The sequence below is a fragment of the Clostridium sp. CS1-1 genome, assembly GCF_056135525.1.
In genome coordinates, this window is the sequence record NZ_CM148680.1 from 4,547,866 (window position 1) to 4,574,280 (window position 26,415).

The following is a 26,415-nucleotide window of genomic DNA, read 5'->3' on the forward strand; positions in this document are numbered from 1 at the left end:
TATCGTGTCCTTTTCAGAGAACTTTATATGGAAAATATTGAACTTACTCTACCACAAAACTAAAAGTATCATAATCTTCATAGGAAACCTTACTATACTGACTCCTTGCTAGTACTAATACTCTGTACTCATCTCTGCTAAATGGCATAAAAGTATAGTAGTTCTTTTTGCTATAATTTTGGACTAAATTCCAGTCCCCTTTTTCCATAAGGTAAAATTCATACATTACATCTTTTCCACCTTCACTGTGAACAGTAAAACTTATAGATTCATTACATAAAAACTTAACTTTATCACAAGACACCTTTGTATTAGTAACTGGAAGAGATTCATGAACTTCTATTTTTACTTCTCTCTTAGAATCAAAAGGTTTATCGCTATCAATATTTTTAGCAAAAATTTCAACGCTATAAGTTCCACTACACTTAGGATTAAAAATATATGCTTTTTCTTTTACAAAATCAGTTTCTTCAACCTTATGATTATTTATTTTAAGCACATAGTTGATAAGCACATTTTTAGAATTCTGTGTTATTATATTAAGGGCCACTTTATCACCTATTATGTAATATTCTCTTAGTGGAAATACCACATGTTCTATTTGAGCAGGAATATAGCTTAGTGCATCTATATTTATTAATTCATGGCAATCATATTCTCTGTCTGAATACTTGTCCTTTACTCTTACCTCTAATCTATACTCACCCTGTTCTTTTGGAATAAAATTTATCCAATTGCAAGTTCCATAGTCTACCTTTTCTAATTCTATACCATTTCTCGATATTATAAAACAATACCTTAATTCCGTCCCTCCAGTAGCATTGACCACAGTTTGTATTTTTTCATCTACTAAAACTCTACTTTTTTTATCAATTAGTATTTCATTAATAGTTACTGGTTCTTCGCTATGTTCATCAATTTCAAACTTAAGATATTCCTTAGCCTCATAATCTCCTTCAAAGGATTTGTCTTTAATCCATAATGTTATTTTATATTCTCCTGGAACTTTACTTTTCCATATGTAGGTGTTACTTCTCATGTATCCCGTATCTTCAGTATAGTCCCCATCAATTATGTATCTATACAATACCTCTCTTCCACCAATTACATCAGCCTTCAATGTTATTGGTGTATCCGTTAACTGAGGAGAACTTAAATCTGCTGTAAAGTTTTTTATGACCAATTCCTTGTACGGCTTTACTTTGAAATTGATTACAGCTCTTGTATCAAATCTCTTAGTAGAATACATATCCTTCACTAAACACAAAAGTTTATATTCTCCACTTTCAGTTTCCAAATAACTAACTACCTTTTTAGTTGAATAATCTTGAACGCAAGTGACTTCACCATTACTACTTATTTTTATAAATTTATATAATATAGTCCTTCCCTCTTCATAAGTTCCATCCACCTTAAATATTAATTCAGAGTCTCTTACCAAATCTGAAGTCAAACACTTGAAGCTATTAATTTCAATATCTTTTAAAGGTAACACCTCAAGGCTTACTATCTCAAAATCATCATAGTTATTTCTAGACTCTATATTTTTGCACTCCACTAGTATCTCTGCCTTACCTTCAAACTTAACAACCCATGATAATGTATTATCTACAGAGTAATCCTTTATAATTTCCCACTCATCCTTTACTCTAAGCCAGTATCTAAACATTAATGGACTTTTATTTGTGTCCACAACTAGACTTAATTTATCACCAACATTTAGATTATACTGTTGCACATCAACAGAATTAATGAGCTTTTCTTCGACCTTTCCTATTATATAGTCAATTCTTGATACATAATCAAAGCTTTTAATGCCGTCCTTCTTCTTTGCCTGTACCATTATTATGTACTTTCCATCTTCTTTTGGAACCCATTCTATACTATCCTCTTCACTAAATTCCCTAAGAGTACTCCAGGTTCCGTTACACCCTATCATATACTTATATAGTAAGTTTTCTTCTAAGTTGTTCTCTATGTTAACTACTATTTTCGTATTCTTTTCTTGTGGACTTTCCAAATTACAACTTATAGTTAACTCATTCATATCTGTTACACATCCCCTGTTTATAATATATCTAGATTACATTATACTATAGTTCCATATTTTGTAATAGGTTTTTATTAACATTTATATTATAATTTTATAATATAGTTATTATATAACTTAAAAATTTAATGGAGGCCATTCTAATGAAGATTTTTAACGCCATTCTTCAAACGTTTAATAAAATAAAAATTATTGTAGATGACTTTACAGAATTTAGGTCTTATAAATTTACAATACAAAATGGAAATTCACAGTTATCTATAAGCAAATATTCAGTAATTGAAAATGACGTAAGTCTTACATTGAGTGAAAGTGTTAACATTAAATGTGAGTGTTATATAATACACGAATCTGTGATTGAAAAAGTATTATTTTTTCCGTTATTTTCAACACCTGAATTTCATAATAAGTTTTATCATGACTTAGCTTTAGGTGCTATCTATAATAAATATCATACAATATTCAGGGTGTGGTCACCTGCTGCATCTAGTATCAGCTTACTTCTATACGATAAGGCTGAGCACTCTGATTTAGAAAATAAAAGAAAGATATCAATGAAAGAAACAAATGGCTTATGGTCAACCCTAGTAAAGGAGGATTTACATGGATATTACTATAATTATGAGGTTGAAGTTTATGGAACCGTAAACGAAGTGGTTGACCCTTATGCAAAAGCTGTAGGCATTAATGGTATACGAGGTTCTATACTAGATTTATCAAAAACTAATCCTGAAAATTGGGAATACGATACCTCGCCAAAACTTCAAAACTATACAGATGCCATAATTTATGAAACTAGTATACGCGATATATCCATTCACCCCGAAAGTGGGGCTAAAAATAAAGGCAAGTTTCTTGCTTTAACAGAAAGTACTAAGTTAACTAGCAAAAACATATCTACCTGTTTAAATCACATAAAAGAATTAGGAGTTACCCATATACAGTTTATGCCGATTTTCGATTTCAGTTACAAAAGCGTAGATGAAAAAGAGCCTTATAAATATAATTGGGGCTACGACCCTCAAAATTATAATGTTCCTGAAGGAATTTATTCTACTAATCCTTATGACCCATCGTGTAGAATAACGGAGCTAAAAATGATGATTAAGCACTTACATGAAAATAGTATTTCTATAAATATGGATGTAGTATATAATCACATTTCAGATACTAAAAGCAGTAATTTCGAAAAAATCTTTCCAGGATATTATTTTAGACATTCTAATGATGGGAACTTATCAAACGGAAGTGGCTGCGGTAATGATACTGCTTCTGAAAATTCTATGATGAGAAAGTTCATTATAGACTCAGTTATTTTTTGGGCGGAAGAATATCACATAGATGGCTTCAGATTTGACCTAATGGGATTGCACGACATAATCACTATGAACCAAATTCGTAAAAAGCTTAGCGAACTGAATAGACCTATAATGCTATATGGCGAAGGCTGGGATTTGAATACACCCTTAGATAAAAGTTTAAAAGCTATCACTTCTAATCATGAAAAATTGCCTCACATTGGCTTTTTTAATGATAAAATAAGAGATCTTATTAAAGGTAATGTATTTAATCTAAAAGAGAAAGGTTTCGCTACTGGTAAACCTTTAATAGAGGAAAAGCTTAAAGAATGTATATCAGGGGAATCTTTAATGCCAGAGCAATCAATAAATTATGTATCTTGCCATGATAATTTTACATTATGGGATAAAATAGATTTAAGTTGCAGTGATGATAGCTTCGATGATAAAAAAGAGATGGTAAAATTATGTGCTGCAATAATATTAACCTCTCCTGGAATTCCATTTTTATATTCTGGAGAGGAGTTTTGTAGAACTAAGAATGGTGAACACGACAGTTACAATAAACCTGACAATGTAAACTGGATAGATTGGAATAGAAAATGCCAATTTATCGATGTTATTGATTATTATAGAGAACTTATAGACATAAGAAAAGAGCATCCTGCTTTTAGAATGCTTGATGCCGAAGAAATAAAAAAGCATTTCATCTTCATGGAGAACACCCCAAATAACACTATTGGATTTATTATAAAAAATCACGCTAATGGTGATGTATGGAAAGATATACTTGTTATTTTCAATGCTAATAGGGAAGTAATTGATATAACCCTTCCCCAAGGCCAATGGCATGTGTGTTTAAATGGTAATTTAATCAAAAATAATAAATCTATTTTAGAAAACTCCATAAAGATAGACGGAATATCCACCTATATACTATATAAATTGTAAGTATATTTCTTCGTATACAAATTAACTTTATACTTATAAAAAGTATATCTTTAGGAAAATCTATTCTTAAGGAAGGTGATATTTGTGTCAAAGGAAATTGATAGATATGATCCAGAATATCCATACAAAAAAGAAGGATTAGATACAGGCTTCTCTGCAGAAGGATATCCTATAATTGAAAGAAAAACTAATGGATTACTATATCCTGAAGGTCCTAAAAATTACGTAGATGTAGACATGAATGATGAAAAAACAATACATTAAAATTAATTTATCTTATTTTTAATATACGAACGGTATTTATAAATTTAAACTAGATCCTAACTGTAACTCCGTTACTGGCTAGGTTCTAGTTCTTTTGTTTGCTTTATTAATTTTAATAAATTGTAATATAACCTTTCGTCATCTTCTTTATTTCTTTTTTTGTGGCTTGATGTCTTTCCACCGCTGCGTCTTACTTTCGCTGAAATATGTCTCTCAAATAGAAGCTTATCTATATTGCTATCATTATAGATATACCCTTTTGGACTTATAGCATAAGCTTTCTTCCCTAAAGCCATAGCCGCTACACCATAATCCTGACTAACTACTATGTCCCCTTTTTTCGCCTCGTTAACCACTGCCATATCTACACTTTGAAAGCCTTTGTCCATATATTTGATTGTACTATAGCTGCTTGTTATAATATGACTTATATCACAAAACATAATAATATCTATATTATTCTCCTTAGCAGCCTTTTCTATTAGGTCTTTTCCTGGACAGGCGTCTGCATCAACTATTATCTTCATATTACTTTCCTCCTTTCAACTTAATGTCAGCTTGATAAATAAGCTGATTTATAGTAGGTATTAATGTAATTATATATTATATAATATATTTAATTGTTTTTGTATAATTCCTAGAAGACTATGTATAAAAAACTAAGAACTTTTGACTTAATGAACAATAACAAGTTTGTCAAAAATTCTTAGTTTTTATATGTAGAAGCTTAGAATTATTAAAAACAATTATAATACAAACGATATAACTGCATTAATACTTACACTAATTAACTTAACTAGCTCCTAACCACCTATTTAAGCCTTGCCTCTAATTCAGCCTTCATTTCTTCAAATCCTGGCTTTCCAAGTAGAGCGAACATGTTCTTTTTATAAGCCTCAACACCTGGTTGGTCAAATGGGTTTAACCCCATTAGATATCCACTTATTCCACAAGCCTTTTCAAAGAAATATACTGTATATCCAAAATAATATGCAGTTAACTCTGGTATATTAACAATGAAAGCTGGAACATTTCCGTCGCTGTGAGCTAAAACTGTTCCTCTTAAAGCCTGATGATTTACAAAATCCATGCTTTTCTCTGCTAAGAAATTTAGTCCATCTAAATTATCTTCATTCTTGTCTATAGTTACATTTTTTCTTGAATTCTCAACATTTATAAATGTTTCAAATAAGATTCTCATACCCTCTTGTATATATTGTCCCATAGAGTGTAGGTCTGTTGAGAAATCCGCTGCTGCTGGGAATATTCCCTTATTATCCTTTCCCTCACTTTCTCCAAACAATTGCTTCCACCATTCACCGAAGTAATGTAAACAAGGTTCAAAGTTAACTAACATTTCAGTTGTTTTACCTTTTCTATATAATGCATTTCTTGCTACAGCATATTTATAAGCATCATTATTATTAACATCAGGGTTACTATAAGCTTCTCTTGCGTCAGCCGCACCCTGCATCATTTCTTCAATATCAACCCCTGCTGCAGCTATCGGTAAAAGCCCAACTGGTGTTAAAACAGAGTATCTTCCTCCTACGTCATCAGGAATTACAAAAGTTTCATAGCCTTCTGTATCAGCTAAAGTTTTCAATGCTCCTCTAGCTTTATCAGTTGTAGCATATATTCTTTCCTTTGCTCCTTCTCTTCCATATTTCTTTTCCATTAAATCCTTAAAGATTCTAAATGCAATAGCAGGTTCTGTAGTAGTACCAGACTTTGATATAACATTAACTGATATGTCCATTCCTTCAATAGCTTCTAATAAATCTGCCATATATGTAGAACTTATGTTGTTCCCTACGTAGAATATAGCTGGACCTTTTCTCTTATCTTTTGATAAACTACCATAGAATGTATGTGTAAGCATTTCTATTGCTGCTCTCGCTCCTAGATATGAACCACCTATTCCTATAACTATAAGAGCATCAGAGTTACTTCTAATTTTTTCAGCTGCTTTTTTTATTCTAACAAACTCATCCATATCATAATTTACAGGTAAGTCCACCCATCCTAAAAAGTCATTTCCCGCACCTGTTCCTTCATGGAGCATTGTGTGAGCTACGTTAACAAGTGGTTGTAAATTTGTTACTTCATGTTCTTGTAAATAAGGCATTGCATTACTTAATTCTAGTGTTAAACCTTTCTTTGACATCCCTTTACCTCCGCATTTCATTTTAAGACTTACATTGGATTAATATACCTTTTTGAACTTAGCCTACATTAAATTAGTCCTAATAAAAATTTTATTCTAATACTATTTATAAATCAAGATATATAAATACAATTTTTACAATTAATGTCTAATGTAACCATTTACAATTATACTAATCTCAAATTTATAAATAAAGTTATAAATATCAAATTTATTATTCACTTAGATAAAGATTTTAAAACATTTTAAATGGATATTTTTCAAACTATTTTGTAGTTCAATTAATGTCTTATCGAATGGAAATTCATTGATTTATCAGCCATTGATGCAAGCCCTTTTGAACGTTTCTTTTTAAATAATTTTAATTTTAATGCGTTAAAAACAGATGATCAGGAAAACATTTTCCTGATCATCTGTTTTTTTATTTAATCTTAATTATTTATTATTTAACACCCATCCATCCAGAGATAACCATCATTTGAACTTCTGATGTTCCTTCATAAATTTCTGTTATTTTTGCATCACGCATCATTCTTTCAATTGGATAATCGCTTGAGAATCCATAGCCACCAAATAATTGTAAACAACGTCTTGTTACATCGCTGGCATTTCTAGAAGCAACTAATTTTGCCATAGCAGCTAAATGTGTATACCTTTCGTGATCATCCTTTGCACATGCAGCTTGATATACTAAAAGTTTTGCAGCTTCTGTATTTGCACGCATTTGAGCAAGTTCAAATTGTGTATTTTGGAATTTTGAAATAGAACGACCAAATTGAACACGTTCATTAACATATTTTATAGTTTCTTCTATTGCACCTTCTGCAATACCAAGAGCTTGTGCAGCAATACCAATACGGCCTCCATCGAGAGTTGCCATTGCAATGCCAAATCCTCTACCTTCTTCTCCTAAAAGATTTTCCTTTGGAACTATACAATTATCAAAGAATAATTCACATGTAGAAGATCCTCTTATTCCCATCTTTATCTCGTGGCTTCCAACAGAAAAGCCTGGAAAATCTTTTTCAACGATAAATGCTGAAATACCCTTTGTTCCCTTACTCTTATCTGTCATAGCAAGAATAATATATATGTCTGCATATCCTGCATTGGTAATAAATATTTTGCTACCATTTAATACATAATGATCTCCTTTCAATATAGCTGTTGTCTTTTGCATAGAAGCATCAGTTCCAGCAGCAGGTTCTGTTAATCCAAAGGCACCTAATTTTTCGCCTGAAGCAAGTGGTTTTAGGTATTTCTCTTTTTGCTCATCTGTACCATATGTGTAAATTGGTGTTGCACAAAGACTTGTATGTGCTGAAACAATAACCCCTGTTGTTGCACAACATTTAGATAACTCTTCTACACATTGTATATAACTCAATGTATCCATTCCAGCTCCACCGTATTCTTCAGGGAATGGAATTCCAAGTAAGCCCATTTCAGCCATTTTAGGTATATTCTCTTCTGGGAAGCGCATGTTTTCATCAATTTCTTTTGCAATTGGTTTTACCTCATTTTCTGCAAACTCACGATACATTTCTTGTAATTGTTGGTGATTTTCATCTAATTTAAAGTTCATTTCAATTTCCTACCTTTCTTTTTCTTATATTTTCATGTCAATTTTATTTTATTAGTTGACACCGTCTAGTGAACAGCATACTTTACCTGGATTCATAATAAAGTTCGGGTCAAACACTTTTTTAATACCTCTCATCAAGTCCATGTTTATCTCTCCAACGCTATCTGCTAAATAGCTCATTTTTCCACTACCAATTCCATGTTCTCCTGAAACAAGTCCGCCACAATTTATTGCTTCATCGTAAATAATCTTAAAAAACTTTTCAACTCTTGCTTTAAACTCTGATTCTTCTAGATCATTGCTGCATTGGTATATGTGAAGATTTCCATCTCCTGCATGTCCAAAACTCTTAATGATTAGTCCACAATCTTCGCCAGTTTTATTTACAAACTCCATATAAGAAGCAATTTTATTTACTGGAACTACTACGTCACATTCGTCTAATAATTTTGTTTCTGCCATAATTGCTTCTAAAAAGCTAGAGCGTGCAGCCCATGCATCTTTCATTTTTGCAGGTGTATCAGCTACAAGAACATCAATTGCTCCTGCTTCTAATACTATTTCACTTGCTTCTTCAATAAGGTTATTTAATTCATCTTCATTACCTGCATCTAAAGTAACAAGTAAATAAGCATTTGCAGTTACTCCATCAACTACTTGTGGAAATACGCTCTTTCCAACATACCTTTCACTAGATAAAACAATTTCTCTTTCCATGAATTCTATTGCTTGCGGATTCATTCGTGCCATTTTAAATTTAGGAACAGTAGAAATACAATCATGTAAATTTTCAAAAGGAATAATTAAACTTGCAACTACCTTTGGTGCTGGCATAGTTTTCAAAGTAAGCTCTGTAATAATTCCAAGAGTACCTTCTGAACCGATCATTAAATTCAAAAGACTGTAACCTGAACTTGTTTTTGATACTGTAGCTCCAAATTTAGTAATTTCTCCTGTTGGAAGAACAACTGTCATTGCGCGTACATAATCACGTGTTGCACCATATTTAACAGCTCTCATTCCGCCAGCATTTGTTGAAACATTTCCACCTAGGCAAGCGAACTTTTCGCCTGGATCTGGAGCATATAATAATCCTTGTTTTACGCAATCCTCTGCAAGATCGTTTAACAAAACACCTGGTTGAACATGAACAACAAAATTCTCCATATCATAAGAAAGTATTTTGTTCATCTTTGTAGTATCAATTAAAACTCCTCCTAAAAGTGGAACTGCCCCTCCTACAAGTCCTGTTCCTGCTCCTCTTGGAGTTACTGGTATCTTATTTTCATTGCATATTTTTACTACTGCAGCAACTTCCTCTGTAGAGTGTGCCATAAATACAACTTCCGGAGCCTTTTCCCCATAAATAGGCATTTCATCATGACAATAATCTTCATTGATATCATCACCTGTTAAAATATGTCCTGGAGCTGCCTCCTGTAACTTTGAGATTATTTCTTCTGTCAATTGGTTATAGTTAGCCATAATAATCATTCCTCTCTAAATTTTTTATTTTATAATAATGTTCCTAAGAAACATATGATACCAGCGATAACTACATAGCATAAGAAATACTTAAATACACTTGCCACAATCTTACTTTCTGAACCAGATTTATTAATTGCACTTGCACCAATTGCAACACCTTGAGGACAAATCATCTTTCCGATACCGCCTCCAAGAACATTTGCTGCTGCCATCCATGCTGGAGAAAGTCCAAGATTTTGGGCTGTTTGTGCTTGTAATCCTCCGAATAAAACACAGGTTGATGTACCTGAACCTGTGACAAATCCTCCAACTGCTCCAATTAATGGGGAAATTAACGGATATGCTCCTCCTGTAGCCACAACTAAAAATTTTGCAGTATCTGAAATCATTCCACTATAACCCATTACCTTTGCTACTGACATAACTGAGCAAATTGTAACAATTGTCTTCCAGTTTGCTTTTATTGTACTAAACAATACATCTAGTATTGTTGACATTTTTGCACCTTGAACAAGGCCACCAATAACTGCAGCAATCAAAATCATGATACCAGGTGTATTAATCCAACTGAAAGTCAACTTACTTCCGCCTTTACCAGCATATACAATGACAACGCTTTTGATTGGCGCAATCAAACGGTTAATTGATGGAAATAAAGTTGATGTAAACAGTAACAATATGAATATTAAAATAAATGGACACCATGCTTGTAATGCTTTACCAAATGATATAGCTTCTCCTTTATCCTGATTTACTGATGCAGCTGTTTCTTCTTTAGTTACTGGTAAAGTTGTTTCTTCCTTCTTATCCACAGTTTCAATGGAATACTCAGCTGCAGGTTTACTATTAAAGATTTTTGCTGCAACAGCTGTACATACCATACAACAAATAGATCCTATTATATTTGGTAATTCTGCTCCAACTAATGTAGCTGTAATATACCAAGGTAGTACAAATGATAATGCAGCAACTAATGTAACAGCAAACGCTCCCTTTAATGCCTTTATTCCACCACCTACAATGCATACCATAATAAATGGACTGATAAAAGCAAGAATTACTTCAATCATCGCAGTATTTGCTGCCAATGTGTGGGATGCAATTCCGGTTACTGATGAAAGTGTTACCAAAGGTATTCCCACTGATCCGAATGCAGTTGGTGTACTATTAGCAACCAAACATGATACAACTGCTGCAAATGGATTTAATCCAATACCAGCAAGCATAGATGCTGGTATTGCAACAGCTGTACCGAATCCTGCCATTCCTTCCATGAAACTACCGAATCCCCATCCAATAATTAATGCTAAAGCCCTTTTATCAGTAGATACTCCAGCCAGCATTTTTTTTATAGATTCCATTGCACCTGTTCGTAAAGTCAAATTGTACGCAAACAAGGCTGCAACAATAACCAAACAAATTGGCCATAAGGCGTTGAGTACCCCCTCCAATACCGCTGACGCAGCATAAACTGCATTCAGTTTCCAGAAACCAATACCTAAAACCATTGTAAGAACAAGTGTAATAGCAGTAGCTTTATGAGCCGGCATTTTTAGCTTACTCAATGCAACTATCAGCCAAATGATTGGTAATATCGCTATTAAAAATTTTAAAAACAACATTTTTTACTCCCCTTATTTTAATTTTTATTTGATATTGCCTTTTTATTAATTGGTGCTAGTATTTATACTGTGCCTGTACAACTTGTGCCTGCTAACTAAATACTATTTTTATATATTTGGTTTTCAATGTTCTTTTGTATTGTATGTTCATTATTGGCTTATGTTTTTTCGATAGTTCTTCAAGTGTAAAATTTTATAATTTATTTCACTTACTTTTCTCTTGCTTTCTTCATTTCTTCAATCATAGCTGGAAGAATTTCAATTGCATTTCCAACAATACCTACATTGGCAATTTCAAAAATTGGAGCATCTTCATCTTTATTAATTGCCACAATATAGCTAGAACCTGACATTCCAGATGTATGTTGTGTTGCTCCAGAAATACCACATGCAATATAAAGTTTTGGTGCTACAATCTTTCCTGATTGTCCAACTTGGTGTGCACGAGAAATCCATCCCCCTTCAATTGCTGGTCTTGTTGCACCTACTACGCCACCAAGTACACGTGCTAATTCTTCAACAAGCTTGAAATTTTCTGCATTTCCCATTCCACGTCCACCGGAAACAATAACTTGTGCTTCTTCTAAATTAACAGTTTCAGAAATTTCTTTTACTGTATCAACAATTTTTGCCTTAACAGCACTAGCTCGGATTTCTAGCTTTTTCTCTGTAACACCTGCATTTGAACCAGCCTCTGGCTTTGAAAAACTTCCATTCCTAACTGTAACTACCGCTGTGCCTTCTACCTCAATGTGTTCTAAAATTGTACCACCATAAGCTGGTCTAGTGTATATAACTTTACTCTCAGCTCTATTCATTCCTATTACGTCACTTACACATCCTAAACACATGCGTCCTGCAGTACGTGGTGCAATGTCTTTAGCCAATGTTGTATTTGCTAATAGAACAATATCTGGATATTGTTCCTTAACAGTTTGTGATAGTACTTCTGTTAAAGTATCACAATCTGTAGTAGTATCTATAAAAATAACCGGAACTCCTAAAGCAGCTACTGTATCTGCCGCAGCTCTGTTACCAACTACAAGAGCTGTTCCTTCAGCATCTAACGCTTTTGCTGCACTAATTAATTCAAGACTTCCACCTAGTGCTTTTTCTCCATCTGTTTCAATAAACAATAATGTTTTCATTCTTTTCTTTTCCCCCTTAATTAGATTGCCTTATCTTTTATCATTTGCTCCATAGCAGCACTTACTGCTAGTGCAGCATCTTTCTCTTGAATTTTGATACCAGCCTCTTTCTTAGGAGGTTCAACGTATTCAATGCAACGTACTTTCGCTTGTTTTACCTCTCCAATTTCTGCTGATGAATAAGTTGGAATAACTGCCTTACGGCTTGCCATCTTAGTTTTAATAGTAGGATAACGCGGATCATAATCTGGTTTACTTACTGTCACTACAGCTGGAGCTTCTAAAGAAACTATATTATATCCTTCTTCAGTTTCTTGATGAACTTCCATGGCATCACCTTTTAAATCGATTTCAATTGCGCTACTAACAAAGCTTGTTCCTAGTTTTTCAGCAAGCATTGCTCCTACTTGACCAGTAATTTCATCTGTAGATTCCTTTCCACAAAGAATTAAATCAAATTTTTCACCTTTGTCTTTTTCAATTTTACGAATAGTATTTGCCAAAACATCAGCTGTTCCGAGTGCATCTAAATCTGCATATAAATTATCTTTTACAAAAAATGCTTCTTTAGCTCCTACAGCGAGACAATTTTTTAACGTATTTAAAGAATCATCTACTCCAACAGTCAACACACTAACATTTCCTCCATTCGCTTCCATAAAACGAACCGCTAATTCTAATGCATATGTGTCAAATGCATTTGCTACTAAACTTACTCCCTTTAAATTAGGTTTTTTCTTGTCATTATCTAAATGGATTTCCATAGAATCATCTGGAACCTGTTTTACACATAACATAATATTCATCTTTTCCCTCTCCCTTACATCCCTACATTATTATATATATCTGCATTATTAAACTGTTTTTTTGATAGACCCATTGTGCGTTTAAGTTTTTATAAAGTATGATTTTACAAAAACTGTTCGATTAATTTCTATAAAGTATTTTTGTTGGTAATATGGTACTACCACATGGATGGATCTTAATTAATGATATTTAAAACAATTCAATATTTATAGGTTATTTAATAAATTGTAGTATATCTAAATTATATCTTTTTAGGAGGCATAACTAATGCTTCCCCACCTATAGCCATTTTTCCAGTTTGATTAGTGCATGTTGTCTTTACTTTTATTCTATTCTTTTCCCTCCTTTTTTTCATACCATTGAGGTAACCTATATATTATCTATAAGAACCTCAATGATATTATTAATATATTTTAACTAAAGAGTTTCTAAGTCCACAGCTCATTGCTAACTCGCAACCTCCACCCACATGATTTTGCTTTGTCAGTGCAACGTTTTCACATATCATATTAATTGCTCTCAGTTATATTCAGCAAAATACATGCCAATATATAAACACCCTAAATGTTCATATGATACTGTATAATATTTATACATATTTTTATTATTTACCATTGCTTTTAGGCAATATAACACTTAATCCTTTTGTACACTTTTTTTACATGTATATTATTTTTACATCTCTAAAGAACTTTTACTTAAAGTCGTAATTAATATTATTTTTAAAACACATAGAATTCAAAAATAAAAGGTCCAGAGATAATTAATTAAGTAAATTTCATATTTGTTATTCATTGAATTCACTGATGTTTTTACAATATAAAAAAGAAACTCGATGGAAATAAAATACATTGATTGCACCTTACCCACTTTGTTAGACATGACAAATTCGTGATACACTAAATGTGAAGAGAATGATTCAGATTTTAATCCTCCATAAACAAAAATAAAGTAGTGCATGACAATCGACTTTTCAGTCAGAAATCATACACTACTTTAAAATTACAAATGGCTAAAACGCCTTATTTTTCTATTCCCACTCAATAGTTGCTGGTGGTTTTGAAGTTACATCATAAACAATTCTGTTTACTCCCTTAACTTCATTCACAATTCTTCTTGAAACCTTATCTAAAACTTCATAAGGTATTCTAGCCCATTCTGAAGTCATTGCATCTGAAGAAGTTACTGCTCTTAAAGCTATTGTATGGCAGTAAGTTCTTTCATCCCCCATAACTCCAACTGAACGAATATTAGGAAGACATGCGAAGTATTGCCATATACTTTCATCAAGCTCTGCTATAGCTATTTCATCTCTAAAAATAGCATCTGCTTCTCTTACTATCTCTAGCTTTTCTTCTGTTACTTCTCCAAGAACTCTTATAGCAAGCCCTGGTCCCGGGAATGGCTGCCTCCATACTAACTTATGAGGAATACCAAGTTCTTCTCCTACAGCCCTTACCTCGTCTTTAAATAGCTCTCTAAGCGGTTCTATAAGTTCAAACTGAATGTCTTCCGGAAGTCCTCCAACATTATGGTGGCTCTTTATTGTAGCTGATGTATCTGTTCCACTTTCAACTATATCAGGATATATAGTTCCTTGTACTAAGAAACTTATTTCTCCAAGCTTATTAGCCTCAGCTTCAAATACTCTGATAAATTCTTCTCCTATTATCTTTCTTTTTCTTTCAGGGTCTGAAACTCCTGCAAGTTTACCTAGGAATCTATCCTTTGCATCTACCCTTATTAAATTCATATCAAATTGTTTTCTAAATATATTTTCTACTTGGTCACCTTCATCTTTTCTTAAAAGACCGTGATCTACGAATACACAAGTTAACTGTTTTCCAATAGCCTTATGAACAAGTACTGCTGCTACTGATGAATCTACTCCACCAGATAAAGCACAAATTACCTTCTTATCTCCTACTCTTTCCTTTATAGCTTTAATCTGCTCCTCAGCAAAGGAAGACATTGACCAATCTCCCTCTAGTTCACAAATTTTAAAAAGAAAGTTTGAGAGCATTTTCTTTCCAAAAGGTGTATGTTCTACCTCTGGATGGAATTGAACTCCATATATTTTCTTTTCTACATTTTCCATAGCAGCTACAGGAGTTTGAGTTGTTGTTCCAACTATTCTAAAACCTTCTGGTGCATTCTCTACGTAATCTGTATGGCTCATCCAACAGATTTCATTTTCTTCTATTCCATTGAATAATGCACAAGAGTTATCCAATTTCACTTCTGTTTTGCCATATTCTCTTACCTCTGGACTTTTAACGTTTCCTCCAAGAGTATGAGCAATAAGCTGTTCACCGTAACATATTCCAAGCACTGGTACACCCAATTCAAATATTTCTTTATCAATTCTAGGTGCTCCTTCTCCGTAAACGCTGTTAGGTCCACCGGTAAAGATTATTCCTTGAGGATTCTTTTCTTTTATTTTATCTATGGAATATGTGTATGGAACTATCTCACAGTACACATTATTTTCTCTAACTCTTCTTGCTATTAATTGATTATATTGACCACCAAAATCTATTATTAAAACTAACTCTCTTTTCATTAGTTACCTCCAAGTTTTTTAGTTTAAACTTTATCTTTCCAACAAACACACTTATTAATTGTCTACTAATAAATGAATGCTCTATTACTGGCTTATGCTATAATTTGGTGCTTCTTTAGTCATTGATATGTCATGAGGATGACTTTCTCTTAATCCCGATGATGTTTGAATTACAAAAGTAGCTGTTTCATATAATTCATGTAAACTTTTAGAGCCAAGATATCCCATACCTGAACGTATTCCACCTAAAAGTTGGAATATCGTATCTGCTACATACCCTTTATAAGGAACTCTTCCTTCGATACCTTCTGGAACTAACTTTTTATTTCCTTCTTGGAAATATCTATCTTTACTTCCGCAAGCCATTGCTGATAAAGATCCCATTCCTCTATATACCTTATAACTTCTTCCTTGATATATTTCAGTTTCTCCTGGTGACTCTTCACAGCCAGCAAACATAGATCCCATCATAGCAACCTTAGCTCCTGCTGCTAAAGCTTTTACTATATCTCCTGAATACTTAATACCACCATCGGCAATAACTGGGACCCCATATTTATTCGCTTCTTCTACGCAATCCATTACTGCTGTTAGTTGTGGTACTCCTACTCCTGCTACAACTCTAGTTGTACAGATAGATCCAGGTCCTATACCAACCTTTACACAATCAGCTCCTGCAAGAATTAAATCTCTTGTAGCTTCAGCAGTAGCAATATTTCCTGCAACAACTTGTATATCTGGATAGTTTTCTTTTATAGTTCTAACTGCATCTATAACTCCCTTTGAGTGTCCATGTGCTGTATCTACTGTTATTACATCTACACCTGCTTCAATAAGGGCAGCTACACGCTCTAACATATCATTAGTAACTCCTACGGCAGCTCCACATAAAAGCCTACCTCTTTCATCCTTTGCACTATTAGGGAATATCTTTACTTTCTCAATATCCTTAATAGTTATAAGGCCTTTTAAATTATTATCTTTATCTACTAAAGGAAGTTTTTCAATCTTATGAGTTTTAAGAATTTCTTTTGCTTCTTCTATTGTAGTATCTTCTGGAGCCGTAATTAAATCTTTACTAGTCATAACCTCAGATATTTTTCTTTCATATTTTGTTTCAAAAACTATATCCCTATTAGTTATTATTCCAACTAACTTTCCATCAACAGTTATTGGAACTCCTGATATTCTGTATCTACTCATAACAGCTAAGGCATCTTGTATTGTATGATCTGGTGAAAGATAGAAAGGATCTGTTATTACTCCATTTTCTTGTCTTTTAACTTTGTCCACTTCAGCAGCTTGTTGTTCTATTGTCATATTCTTGTGAATAATGCCAATTCCGCCTTCTCTTGCAATTGCTATTGCCATTTTTGATTCAGTAACAGTATCCATCCCTGCACTCATAAGAGGTATGTTTAACTTTATTTTTTTAGTTAGATTAGTTGCAAGTGTGACCTCTCTAGGTAAAATTTCCGATTTATTTGGAACTAAAAGTACATCATCAAAAGTATAAGCTTGCTTTAAAATTCTTGCCATTAGACTCCACTCCCTTAATTTACAAAATTTTTAGCTTTAAATAATTTATATTTTAAGAATTTACTTTCATCTAGTCATAGTTTTACCCCAAACCGTAGATTTAATAAACAAAAAAACCATACCAATTGCACTATGACGTGAAATTAGTATGGTTTTAGACGTACCACAATAACTTCACTCATAGTCGGAAATTTACGGCTTCCGGTAGATACTCCCTGCCATATTCAGGGGATATACGAGCTACATTTAAAATTCATTCAATTTTTGCTTCTCTCAATTTCATTGTTTACATTATTTTATTCAATTTTTATGCTTTTGTCAATTGATTTATTCTGGATTTTTTAAAGCACTTTATACCACATAAGTATTTTATCTCCCCAAAATACTGTAAAGGTTGCTGATAAAGCTATAAAAGGCCCAAAAGGTATATAATCTTTTCTGCTCTTTTTCTTTAAAGCTATTAAAATCAAGCTGATAACCGATCCGAAAATAAAGGAGAAAAACAGCATAACTATAGTTAACTTAAGTCCTAAAAACAAGCCACCATATATGCATATTTCTGCGTCTCCCCATCCCATGCCTTTTGTTAGAATTATTATAAGTGATATAACTCCTCCTCCTAATAATCCTCCAAATATATACTGTTTAAAATCGTAATATAGATAGCCATTTCCAATTAGAAATAAAACACCGAATATAATACCTACTATGGTTGTACTAAAATATACATCTGTAGTATCAAGGTCAATCATTCCTACAACTATAAGAACTGTTATAAATACTATATATTTCAAACACTGCAGGGTAAGTCCATATTTTATATAAATCATTAAATATAGTACTCCTGTTATTAATTCAATAATTGGATATCTCATGGATATTTTCTCTCCACAATGCCTACATTTACCTTTTAATAGGAATATGTAGCTGAATATAGGGATAAGGTCGTACCATTTTATTTCATTGGAGCAATTGGTACAGTGAGATGGTGGATATATTATTGATTCTTCCCTCGGTATTCTGTATATGCAGACGTTGAGGAAGCTTCCTATGATGAAGCCGAATATTGTTATGAATATTCTAATTAATGTGTCCATTTTCCCTCCAAATTCCTTATTCTATAATATTTTATCATAATGCCATTATTCTAATTTAATTGAATAAAATAAAGCATAAAACAGAAGCTCTCTTCGCTTCTGTCTTGTCTTTAAATTATTATATTTATTTTTTCTTGAACATATCAGCTATATTTTCAAAACCCGTATTTTTATCATAAAAATCGTAAGCCTTACTTATATCGAACTCCTTTCCAGTTCCTTGTATATATTGATAAAATACAATTTCTGCCAATATTACATCACTATTTATTATGCTAGTTGTATTTTCATTATTGCCTAATGAATTATTTTTAACGTTAACATTATTATTCGTAGTCTCGTTACTACTATTGATATTATCTTTTTTATCATTTATAAGACTACCTTTAGGATCGCTGTTTATATATATATCCTTATTAACTAATCCATCTACAACCAGTTTTCCATTTAAGCTTACTTTTGAAAAAGCTCCATCAAATTTCTTGGTGAGTCTAGCCGGATTTGTAGTTTTACTACCGTTATATGACACTTTATTCTTAATAGTATCATTAATAGTAGTACTAGTACTTTCTTTTTCCTCTGTACTCTTAACATTAGCTTCACTAGTTAAAATCTTAATACTCTTTATGTTTAGCTGACGTTTAGTAATACCCTGAAGATTTCTTATATATTGCTCAATATTATTTCTATTTCCGCTCACCTTTAAATCAATAGTTAGTTTCTGAAAATTGCTCTCTTTTCCCTGATTTGTTCCTTCTTGGTTTTTTTCACTTTCCCCTGTTTTTTCCTTACCTTCCTTGCCTCCTAAATCAAAATCTAGTTCTTCTCCTTTTATACTGTATTGTGCACACGCTGTATAAAAGTCATAAACAAGTTGAGGAGTATCAATCTGCTTAGGAGCCATAGTATCCAGAATTTGCGAGTTGCTTTTTAGCTTTTCGTTATCTGAAATAAGTTTTTCTAGTTTCTTCTCATTCTCTCCAATTCTGTTTATCCTATCATCTATCTGGAGGTATTTGCTTTTTTGCCGATTTACTTGGCTAATCTCATTGGAAAAATATAGATTATACGCTGTATAATTTAATGCTAAAAATATGACAATTATAAGGGTAAGAAGCAAATTCTTTTGTTTCTTCATAAATACACATCCTTACAACGGTTTTATAATCTTTAGTGTAAACTTAACTTCCTTCTCACTATCGTCAAGTTTTATGGAATCAATCTCAATAGGTTCAAATACATTCATTTTATTTATTGCAATAACTAACTTTGCCTTGTCCAATGGACTATTTATACTTAATGACAAATCTATTTTGTCTCTATCGAAAAAGACCTCGTTTACTGATACATCATTAGGTAACCCATTTTTTAATGCCTCAAGGTAAGAAATGTAGTTAAAGTTATCTTGTTCAATAATATTAAAATACTTTTCTTTATCCTGATATTTTTTATTTTGATCACTTACTACCTTAATATTTTTCTCTAGGTCTTCTGCTTGTTTTATCTTTTCATTAAACTTTCCAGTATCATATCTTATCATAGAGAATTTAAAATAACCAAAAGAAATTACCCATAGAAAAACTGACACTCCCGTCAAAGTAAGAACGATATTTCTTAAAGCTAACTCTTGAAGGCTATTCCTTTTTTCTGTAATTGACTTAATAAAGTTAATAGATTTGTTATATTTATTTTTTTCTTTAATGCTGCATCCAACTATATCACAATACATATTTATATCTAAATTACTTACTGTTCTAATTTTGAGGTCATTGTCTGAAATTCCGCATACAATTTCAATATCAAATTGAGACTCTAAGTTTTTATATAGTTCCTTTTCCTGCCACTTCTCGCCTATAATATATATCTGGTTAACTCTGTTGCCAAAATGTCTTGTAGCATAAAAGTTTAAAAAATACCCTATATTATCGGCTAATTGGTTATATCTATCCTCTATATCTCCATAATTATCAGTTTGCAGCGTTGAGTATAAAAATATATTTCCATTATCTAATATTGTAATAATGTTTTTATCCTCATTTAAGTCCAAAACAGCAATGCTTTCCTCTTGCAGGTACTGGAATACGCTAGCAATACTATCAGGATAAATGGTTATTTTCTCACATATTAAGTCACAAGATTGGATAAATGTGTAAATATTATTTAACTTAGTTCTCGGGAAAGCACATAAGACTACGTTTAACTTTTTATTTTTTCTCCCTCTAGAACCTATAACCTTATAATCAAAATAATAATCGCTTAGGTTAACAGTGAAATATTCAGACAAATTATTATTTATAAACTTTTTTAAATCCTTTTTCCCAATAAAAGGAATTTCTATAAGCCTTGTGATTATCCCCTCAAGAGAAATAACCACCTTAGCTTTTTTACTTCTTATTTTCCTTGCATTTAGAAATTTTTCAATTTGATTTACATTTTCTTTACTGTTGTAGAGTGAACTTCCACCTTCGTAAACAGGTATGAATGTATCCACGCTCTTTATAATAATCTTTTTAAATTTATTAGACACCACTGCAACTTGAAAGTTATCTTCATTAAATCTAAAAATCAATTCATCTGAAGTAAACAAATTTATTAACCTCCCAACAACACTAAAAACTATTTTATAGTGTTGGACATCTGAAGTATAGGAAGTGCCATCCCTATTACAACGAATCCTACAATAAGTCCTATAATTAAAGTAAATGCCGGTTCTACCAACGCCATCACCTTATTAACTCCGTGTTCAACCCTTTTATCATAAATTAAAGCTAATCTATTTAACATTTCTTCCAACTTTCCTGTTTCTTCTCCTATCCTTAACATTTCAAGTGCTAGAGGTTCTAACATTTTTTCTTTTTCAAGCGAGTCAGCAATTCTAGCTCCAGTTACAATTTCATTTCTTGCAGTTGTTATCCTTTTAGCTATGTTCATATTTCCTATAACTGACTCCATACTTTCAAAAGCTATTAAAATAGGAACAGCTGACCTTAAAAAGATAGCCATGCTTCTTGCAAATCTATTAGTTATTATATCACTGTTTAATTTTCCTACTACCGGCAACTTTAACAGTATAGTATCTAAAAGGTATCTTACTTTATCAATTTTCTTAATATATTTTGACAATATTATTAATAACACTATTAATAATATAACTTGTATAAAGTTATTGTTTATAATATTCATAAATACCAATAATACTTTAGTTATCCCAGGGAGGTTATCATTGTTTGTATATACATCTCCAAGTTTTCCAAAAATAAAATAATTAAAAAATAATAACATTGCAATTGAAACAAACAACATGATAGAGGGATATATTGATGCATTTTTTACCTTATTTCTTAAATATGCTTCTCTCTCATAATATTCCTCCATATTAAATAACACTTCGTCTACATTACCACTTAATTCTCCTGACTTGACCATATCTGTTAAAAGCTTCGGGAATTGGCCAGTTGCTTCTATAGATGTCCCCAAGTTCTCCCCACTTCTTATGTGTTTAATAATACTATCTATTTCATCTTTTAATTTTTTATTTTGCGTCTTAATTATTTCCAGACCATTTACTATATTTAAACCTGCATTTATTATAGTAGCCATCTGACCACAAAATGCAGCTACTTCTTCATTCTTCATTTTTCTCTTAAAAATCCTTAAATTTTTAAGCTCTGTTTTCTTTCTTATATCAATAATGGATAATCCTTTAACTTTAATCTTTTCCCTTGCAATTTCTATTTCTTCTTCTTCAATTTCTCCTGTTACTATATTTAAACTAGAATCGTAGGCCTTATATATAAATTTCTGCATATTACTTTACCCTCTAATATCCATAAGTTACTCTAAGCATTTCTTCTGTAGTAGTTATACCTTCTATAACCTTAGATACACATGCCTCCCTTAAAAGCCTTGTGCCATTCTCCCTCAACTTACCCTCTATTATACTCTCCGACTGCTTGTTGTCGATTAATAGCTTTATCTCCCTATCAATTTCTATTATTTCAAAAATTCCTGTTCTTCCTTTATATCCAGTGTTACTACATAAACTACACCCTGTCCCTCTTTTTAATAATGTTGGACCACTCAAGCCTAACATTTTCATTTCTCTTTCATCACTAGTATATTCCTCCGCGCAGTTAGGGCATATTTTTCTAATAAGCCTTTGTGCTATTATTCCTATTACTGTAGAAGATAATAAGAATGGTGCCATACCCATATCCTCTAATCTAGTTATAGTACCTATCGCATTATTAGTGTGAATAGTTGAAAGAACTAAATGGCCCGTAAGCGCTGATCTTATTGATATTTCAGCAGTTTCTTCATCTCTTATTTCACCTACTAAAATTATATCTGGGTCCTGTCTTAGTATACTTCTCAATCCTGCTGCAAAATCAAAACCTATTTTATTATTGACCTGCATTTGATTAATTCCCTTAAAGTAATATTCCACAGGGTCTTCTATTGTAATAATATTTTTAGAAACATCATTAAGAATACTTAATATAGAATATAATGTTGTCGTTTTACCACTACCTGTAGGACCAGATACTAATATTATTCCATGAGGCTTAGAAATAATCCTTTTTAATTTTAATAAATCTTCTTTTTCTATACCAACTTTTTCTAAAGTAAGAGAAAAATTTGTCTTATCTAGAATTCTCATAACTACTTTTTCACCAAACATAGTTGGGGCAAGAGAAATTCTTAAATCAATATTTTTTTGTTTTGCTCTAAAGTTAATTCTTCCATCTTGAGGTATTCTTTTTTCAGCAATATTTAAACCTGCCATTATCTTAAGTCTGCTGACTATAGGGTCAAGCATACCTATATTTATCTTCATGATTTCTCTTAAAACACCATCTACTCTAAACCTTACTCTCATTTCGTTTTCATCTGGCTCTATGTGAACATCTGAAGCATTATTAATGATTGCATTTTCCAGTATAGTGTTTATAAATTTAATTATAGGTGCTGCAGTTTCGTCCTCTATTTCTTCCTGATGAATATTATTTCTATAGCCATAAACCTTTCCATAATCATTTGCTGCTTCCTGTGCTCTATTTTTTCCATAATATTTCTCTATATTTTCAATTATACTCTTTCTTAACGCTATAGCAACCCTTGTTACATATCCTGTAGCGACCCTAATATCTTCAATTGCAAAATAGTTTAGTGGATCACTCATAACTACTAAAAGCTGTCCATTTATTATATCCACAGGAAGAATTTCATGTTTTCTTGCCATAGATTCTGGAATTATATCAATAATTTCTTGCTTTATTGTTATATTGCCTAAGTTTATTGACTGTATGCCTAGCTGTCTTTTAACAGCTTCTACGATTTGCTCTTCTGTAACAAAGCCCTCATTAACTAGAAGTTCACCAAGTTTTTCACCTTTTTGTTTTTGGATAATTAAGGCCTTGTTTAGTACATCCTCTGTTATTAACCCTGAGTCTATTAGAATTTCTCCTAATCTTTTTCTAACCTTAGCCATAGTATACTCCTTTCTAGAACCAATAGTTTGCATATTATATTTCTACATCACATAATTAATAAATACTTACTTTACTCTTTGACCATTTTGAAAAACTCCGCCACGACCTTTCACTACTACTGTGCTGATATCAGCTGTTCCTACTTTTAAGTTAACATTAGAATTTTTTCTATTTTTCAAATCAAATACACCATAATTAATAGATAATGATGCTGCTTCTATATTTACATTTCCAGTATTAGATTCTATTTTTACTATTCTATTTTTATTTTCTGTATTATCATTATCAGCAGGTGGAAATGGATTAGGTGGATATATTGGAGTCATATGAACTGCAGCTCCATTAATGTTTATAGAGCTATTATTCCCTTTCAGATTTAAGGTAGGATTATACATAACAAAATTAACTGCCATTTTTGTTTCTGCAGCAACTTTAATCCATTCTGGAAATTGTTTTAAAACACTTATACTTGAATTACCATTTACGCTAAAAGAACTTCCAGCTCTAAAAGTTATATTAGGAGCATTAATATATAAATCACCATTTCCTGGCTTAGGAGATATATCAACATCATTTTTTAAGACAATTCCTCCTTGCGCTATAATAGCATAAGATCCTGAAAAATCTTTTTCAAATACTAGTTTCCAACCTGAATTTGTGTACTTTTCATCACTGTACGTATTATATACATTATTGCTATCAAAAGTAATTCTATAGTCTTCACCATCAAATATCTCATTACCATTCTTATCGATAAATGGATTACCTAATTCTCCTTCATTTCCGCCATTATCACCTGGTATTTCTGGTGGAGTTATAACTACATCTTCCATAGTGCTGACTATAAAGTTATTTTTTTTATTACTATTAAACTTATCTTCTAATGTTAATGTTACTTCATAAAAATTATTAGATTGGTCAAGTTTTATGATAAATCCTTCTTCAGATACATTCTCTACCAAAACTATTTTTCCATCTTTACTGGAATGTCGCTCTATTCTATATAAGTTGTCATCATTTATTTTTCCTGTATATATTTTATAATACTTTACGTCGCCAATTTCATAAATAGGTACCTTTCCAGCTTTAGCATCATCACTTTGACTATTATCAATAAAATTACTAGAAGATTGGAGATCCTTATTTAACCATGTATTTATTACCCTAATATCTTCATTGTTTTTTATATTACTGTTTTGTTTGCTAAAAAATAAATTAGAGGAATTAATAACATCATAGGTTATGGCAATAATAACTCCAAGTATAGTTACAGATATCATTAATTCTACTAAAGTAAACCCTTTTTTATATGCTCTCATTTATCCTCCTGCCAACTTTCAATTTCTCCAGTTTCTATATTAATAATTGCTTTTAGTCCATATTTGGTACCTTTCATAGTAGTACCAGCAGATTTTATAACTCCCTTTTTTTCCTGTGATGTATTATCTAATTGATAACTAAAAACATAATTTCCTATATCTCTTATACCTAATAAATTACTATCTACTTCTTCACTATTAAAGCTATTTATTTCTTCGTATTTATCTTGATCATTCATCTCTTTAATTTTTTTATTATACAAGTACACTGCATGTTCTATCCCTGCTTCCGCAAGGTATTTCGCAGATTGTCTTTCTTCTGATGCTCTTCTGGTTCTCATTTCATTATTCACTGAAGTCAATAATATTCCACTTAGTGATATTAAAATCAACCCTGCAAGCATTGCTATAAAAAGAGCACTTCCTTTTTTTATCTTTTTTATATTATACATAGGCATAATCCCCTATAACTAATAAGTTTTTGTTATTTTCCGAAATATAAAGTTGTACCTAATTTAAATGAGTTATTATCTTGAGGCTTAACCTCAATTTTTATATCTATAAGATCCTGAGCTTTTTCATTTAAAGTTAGTGTTAAATCATAATTTATTCCTTCCGAAACTTCTCCAGCATATTTTTCATCTGTTTTCTTTAAGCTTTTATAAAATATATCATTAGAGTAGGTGTATCCTTCACTTTTAGTAAGAAACTCCTGTAGTTCCATGAAGTTATTTAGTACGCTCTTATTTGCTTTAATTTTCTCTAATTCATTTTGTGCTATTATTAAAGAGTTCAACTTTTGTTCACTGGTCTTAGATGATTTTATACCAACATAGGATACATTAGAAAAAATAAGTACAGTGATACTGATTAAAAGCATAGCTATTACAACTTCTATTAATGTAAATCCCTTTTTACTTTTATTTCTATTTTTAAGCATATAACTATGACCTCTTTTCTATAAAATTAACTATATAATCATTCAAACTCTAAATGACTATATAGTTAACTTGCTTTCAACTAAT

General features: G+C 31.7%; 20 protein-coding genes and 1 riboswitch. Of the genes, 2 read left to right on the forward strand and 18 right to left on the reverse strand.

Annotated elements, in window-relative coordinates; genetic code table 11:
• Nucleotides 1–43: 43 nt before the first annotated feature.
• Nucleotides 44–2,047, reverse strand: a complete 2,004-nt coding sequence (locus tag AC0N0V_RS21600; protein WP_474460944.1) for a triple tyrosine motif-containing protein — start codon at nucleotides 2,045–2,047, stop codon at nucleotides 44–46.
• 146 nt (nucleotides 2,048–2,193) lie between these two features.
• On the opposite strand from AC0N0V_RS21600, the gene pulA reads away from it, so the two are divergent.
• Nucleotides 2,194–4,299: a type I pullulanase gene (gene pulA / locus AC0N0V_RS21605; RefSeq protein ID WP_474460945.1), complete on the forward strand. Its 2,106-nt coding sequence runs from the start codon at nucleotides 2,194–2,196 to the stop codon at nucleotides 4,297–4,299.
• Between the two features lie 84 nt (nucleotides 4,300–4,383).
• Nucleotides 4,384–4,563: a hypothetical protein gene (locus AC0N0V_RS21610; RefSeq protein WP_474460946.1), complete on the forward strand. Its 180-nt coding sequence runs from the start codon at nucleotides 4,384–4,386 to the stop codon at nucleotides 4,561–4,563.
• Nucleotides 4,564–4,634: 71 nt separating this feature from the next.
• Here the strand turns inward: AC0N0V_RS21610 and AC0N0V_RS21615 are convergent, their stop codons facing one another.
• The 17 genes from AC0N0V_RS21615 to AC0N0V_RS21695 form a co-directional block, all read right to left on the reverse strand.
• A complete protein-coding gene (locus tag AC0N0V_RS21615) occupies nucleotides 4,635–5,090 on the reverse strand; it encodes a YaiI/YqxD family protein (protein WP_474460947.1) in 456 nt (151 codons plus the stop codon).
• A 284-nt stretch (nucleotides 5,091–5,374) separates the two neighbouring features.
• Nucleotides 5,375–6,730, reverse strand: a complete 1,356-nt coding sequence (locus AC0N0V_RS21620; protein ID WP_474460948.1) for a glucose-6-phosphate isomerase — start codon at nucleotides 6,728–6,730, stop codon at nucleotides 5,375–5,377.
• A 442-nt stretch (nucleotides 6,731–7,172) separates the two neighbouring features.
• Nucleotides 7,173–8,315 carry an acyl-CoA dehydrogenase gene (locus tag AC0N0V_RS21625; RefSeq protein ID WP_474460950.1) on the reverse strand — a complete coding sequence of 381 codons (1,143 nt, stop codon included), beginning with the start codon at nucleotides 8,313–8,315 and terminating at the stop codon, nucleotides 7,173–7,175.
• Nucleotides 8,316–8,366: 51 nt separating this feature from the next.
• On the reverse strand, nucleotides 8,367–9,800 hold the full coding sequence (locus AC0N0V_RS21630; RefSeq protein WP_474460951.1) for an FAD-binding oxidoreductase: 1,434 nt from the start codon (nucleotides 9,798–9,800) through the stop codon (nucleotides 8,367–8,369).
• Nucleotides 9,801–9,829: 29 nt separating this feature from the next.
• The gene (locus tag AC0N0V_RS21635; protein ID WP_474460952.1) at nucleotides 9,830–11,425 is read right to left on the reverse strand and encodes an L-lactate permease; all 1,596 of its coding nucleotides are present in this window, start codon (nucleotides 11,423–11,425) and stop codon (nucleotides 9,830–9,832) included.
• 209 nt (nucleotides 11,426–11,634) lie between these two features.
• The gene (locus tag AC0N0V_RS21640) at nucleotides 11,635–12,573 is read right to left on the reverse strand and encodes an electron transfer flavoprotein subunit alpha/FixB family protein (protein WP_474460953.1); all 939 of its coding nucleotides are present in this window, start codon (nucleotides 12,571–12,573) and stop codon (nucleotides 11,635–11,637) included.
• A 20-nt stretch (nucleotides 12,574–12,593) separates the two neighbouring features.
• Entirely contained in the window at nucleotides 12,594–13,379 is a 786-nt protein-coding gene (locus AC0N0V_RS21645; protein ID WP_474460954.1) for an electron transfer flavoprotein subunit beta/FixA family protein, read from the reverse strand.
• 1,031 nt (nucleotides 13,380–14,410) lie between these two features.
• Nucleotides 14,411–15,943, reverse strand: coding sequence for a glutamine-hydrolyzing GMP synthase (guaA, locus tag AC0N0V_RS21650; RefSeq protein WP_474460956.1), 1,533 nt, complete (start codon nucleotides 15,941–15,943; stop codon nucleotides 14,411–14,413).
• 84 nt (nucleotides 15,944–16,027) lie between these two features.
• Nucleotides 16,028–17,482: an IMP dehydrogenase gene (gene guaB, locus AC0N0V_RS21655; RefSeq protein ID WP_474460957.1), complete on the reverse strand. Its 1,455-nt coding sequence runs from the start codon at nucleotides 17,480–17,482 to the stop codon at nucleotides 16,028–16,030.
• A gap of 161 nt (nucleotides 17,483–17,643) precedes the next feature.
• Nucleotides 17,644–17,741, reverse strand: a riboswitch (purine riboswitch).
• A gap of 82 nt (nucleotides 17,742–17,823) precedes the next feature.
• On the reverse strand, nucleotides 17,824–18,579 hold the full coding sequence (locus AC0N0V_RS21660) for a prepilin peptidase (RefSeq protein WP_474460958.1): 756 nt from the start codon (nucleotides 18,577–18,579) through the stop codon (nucleotides 17,824–17,826).
• A gap of 124 nt (nucleotides 18,580–18,703) precedes the next feature.
• Nucleotides 18,704–19,717 carry a hypothetical protein gene (locus tag AC0N0V_RS21665; RefSeq protein WP_474460959.1) on the reverse strand — a complete coding sequence of 338 codons (1,014 nt, stop codon included), beginning with the start codon at nucleotides 19,715–19,717 and terminating at the stop codon, nucleotides 18,704–18,706.
• A gap of 12 nt (nucleotides 19,718–19,729) precedes the next feature.
• Nucleotides 19,730–21,166 (reverse strand): hypothetical protein, encoded by a 1,437-nt coding sequence (locus tag AC0N0V_RS21670; RefSeq protein ID WP_474460960.1) that lies wholly within the window; start codon nucleotides 21,164–21,166, stop codon nucleotides 19,730–19,732.
• Nucleotides 21,167–21,195: 29 nt separating this feature from the next.
• Complete coding sequence (locus tag AC0N0V_RS21675) at nucleotides 21,196–22,386, reverse strand: type II secretion system F family protein (RefSeq protein WP_474460961.1); 1,191 nt, start codon at nucleotides 22,384–22,386, stop codon at nucleotides 21,196–21,198.
• Nucleotides 22,387–22,399: 13 nt separating this feature from the next.
• Nucleotides 22,400–24,070, reverse strand: coding sequence for a GspE/PulE family protein (locus tag AC0N0V_RS21680; protein WP_474460962.1), 1,671 nt, complete (start codon nucleotides 24,068–24,070; stop codon nucleotides 22,400–22,402).
• A gap of 66 nt (nucleotides 24,071–24,136) precedes the next feature.
• Nucleotides 24,137–25,390 (reverse strand): prepilin-type N-terminal cleavage/methylation domain-containing protein, encoded by a 1,254-nt coding sequence (locus AC0N0V_RS21685; protein WP_474460963.1) that lies wholly within the window; start codon nucleotides 25,388–25,390, stop codon nucleotides 24,137–24,139.
• Entirely contained in the window at nucleotides 25,387–25,842 is a 456-nt protein-coding gene (locus tag AC0N0V_RS21690) for a pilus assembly PilX N-terminal domain-containing protein (protein WP_474460964.1), read from the reverse strand. Before AC0N0V_RS21690 ends, AC0N0V_RS21685 begins: the two co-directional genes overlap by 4 nt.
• Before the next feature lie 32 nt (nucleotides 25,843–25,874).
• Complete coding sequence (locus tag AC0N0V_RS21695) at nucleotides 25,875–26,330, reverse strand: type IV pilus modification PilV family protein (RefSeq protein ID WP_474460965.1); 456 nt, start codon at nucleotides 26,328–26,330, stop codon at nucleotides 25,875–25,877.
• Nucleotides 26,331–26,415 lie beyond the last annotated feature (85 nt).

Excerpts from the sequence above, each read along its gene's own strand:
- AC0N0V_RS21600 (WP_474460944.1), bottom strand. The coding sequence starts at position 2,047 with ATGAATGAGTTAACTATAAGTTGTAATTTGGAAAGTCCACAAGAAAAG.
- pulA (WP_474460945.1), top strand. The coding sequence starts at position 2,194 with ATGAAGATTTTTAACGCCATTCTTCAAACGTTTAATAAAATAAAAATT.
- AC0N0V_RS21615 (WP_474460947.1), bottom strand. The coding sequence starts at position 5,090 with ATGAAGATAATAGTTGATGCAGACGCCTGTCCAGGAAAAGACCTAATA.
- AC0N0V_RS21620 (WP_474460948.1), bottom strand. The coding sequence starts at position 6,730 with ATGTCAAAGAAAGGTTTAACACTAGAATTAAGTAATGCAATGCCTTAT.
- AC0N0V_RS21625 (WP_474460950.1), bottom strand. The coding sequence starts at position 8,315 with ATGAACTTTAAATTAGATGAAAATCACCAACAATTACAAGAAATGTAT.
- AC0N0V_RS21630 (WP_474460951.1), bottom strand. The coding sequence starts at position 9,800 with ATGGCTAACTATAACCAATTGACAGAAGAAATAATCTCAAAGTTACAG.
- AC0N0V_RS21635 (WP_474460952.1), bottom strand. The coding sequence starts at position 11,425 with ATGTTGTTTTTAAAATTTTTAATAGCGATATTACCAATCATTTGGCTG.
- AC0N0V_RS21640 (WP_474460953.1), bottom strand. The coding sequence starts at position 12,573 with ATGAAAACATTATTGTTTATTGAAACAGATGGAGAAAAAGCACTAGGT.
- AC0N0V_RS21645 (WP_474460954.1), bottom strand. The coding sequence starts at position 13,379 with ATGAATATTATGTTATGTGTAAAACAGGTTCCAGATGATTCTATGGAA.
- guaA (WP_474460956.1), bottom strand. The coding sequence starts at position 15,943 with ATGAAAAGAGAGTTAGTTTTAATAATAGATTTTGGTGGTCAATATAAT.
- guaB (WP_474460957.1), bottom strand. The coding sequence starts at position 17,482 with ATGGCAAGAATTTTAAAGCAAGCTTATACTTTTGATGATGTACTTTTA.
- AC0N0V_RS21660 (WP_474460958.1), bottom strand. The coding sequence starts at position 18,579 with ATGGACACATTAATTAGAATATTCATAACAATATTCGGCTTCATCATA.
- AC0N0V_RS21665 (WP_474460959.1), bottom strand. The coding sequence starts at position 19,717 with ATGAAGAAACAAAAGAATTTGCTTCTTACCCTTATAATTGTCATATTT.
- AC0N0V_RS21675 (WP_474460961.1), bottom strand. The coding sequence starts at position 22,386 with ATGCAGAAATTTATATATAAGGCCTACGATTCTAGTTTAAATATAGTA.
- AC0N0V_RS21680 (WP_474460962.1), bottom strand. The coding sequence starts at position 24,070 with ATGGCTAAGGTTAGAAAAAGATTAGGAGAAATTCTAATAGACTCAGGG.
- AC0N0V_RS21685 (WP_474460963.1), bottom strand. The coding sequence starts at position 25,390 with ATGAGAGCATATAAAAAAGGGTTTACTTTAGTAGAATTAATGATATCT.
- AC0N0V_RS21690 (WP_474460964.1), bottom strand. The coding sequence starts at position 25,842 with ATGTATAATATAAAAAAGATAAAAAAAGGAAGTGCTCTTTTTATAGCA.
- AC0N0V_RS21695 (WP_474460965.1), bottom strand. The coding sequence starts at position 26,330 with ATGCTTAAAAATAGAAATAAAAGTAAAAAGGGATTTACATTAATAGAA.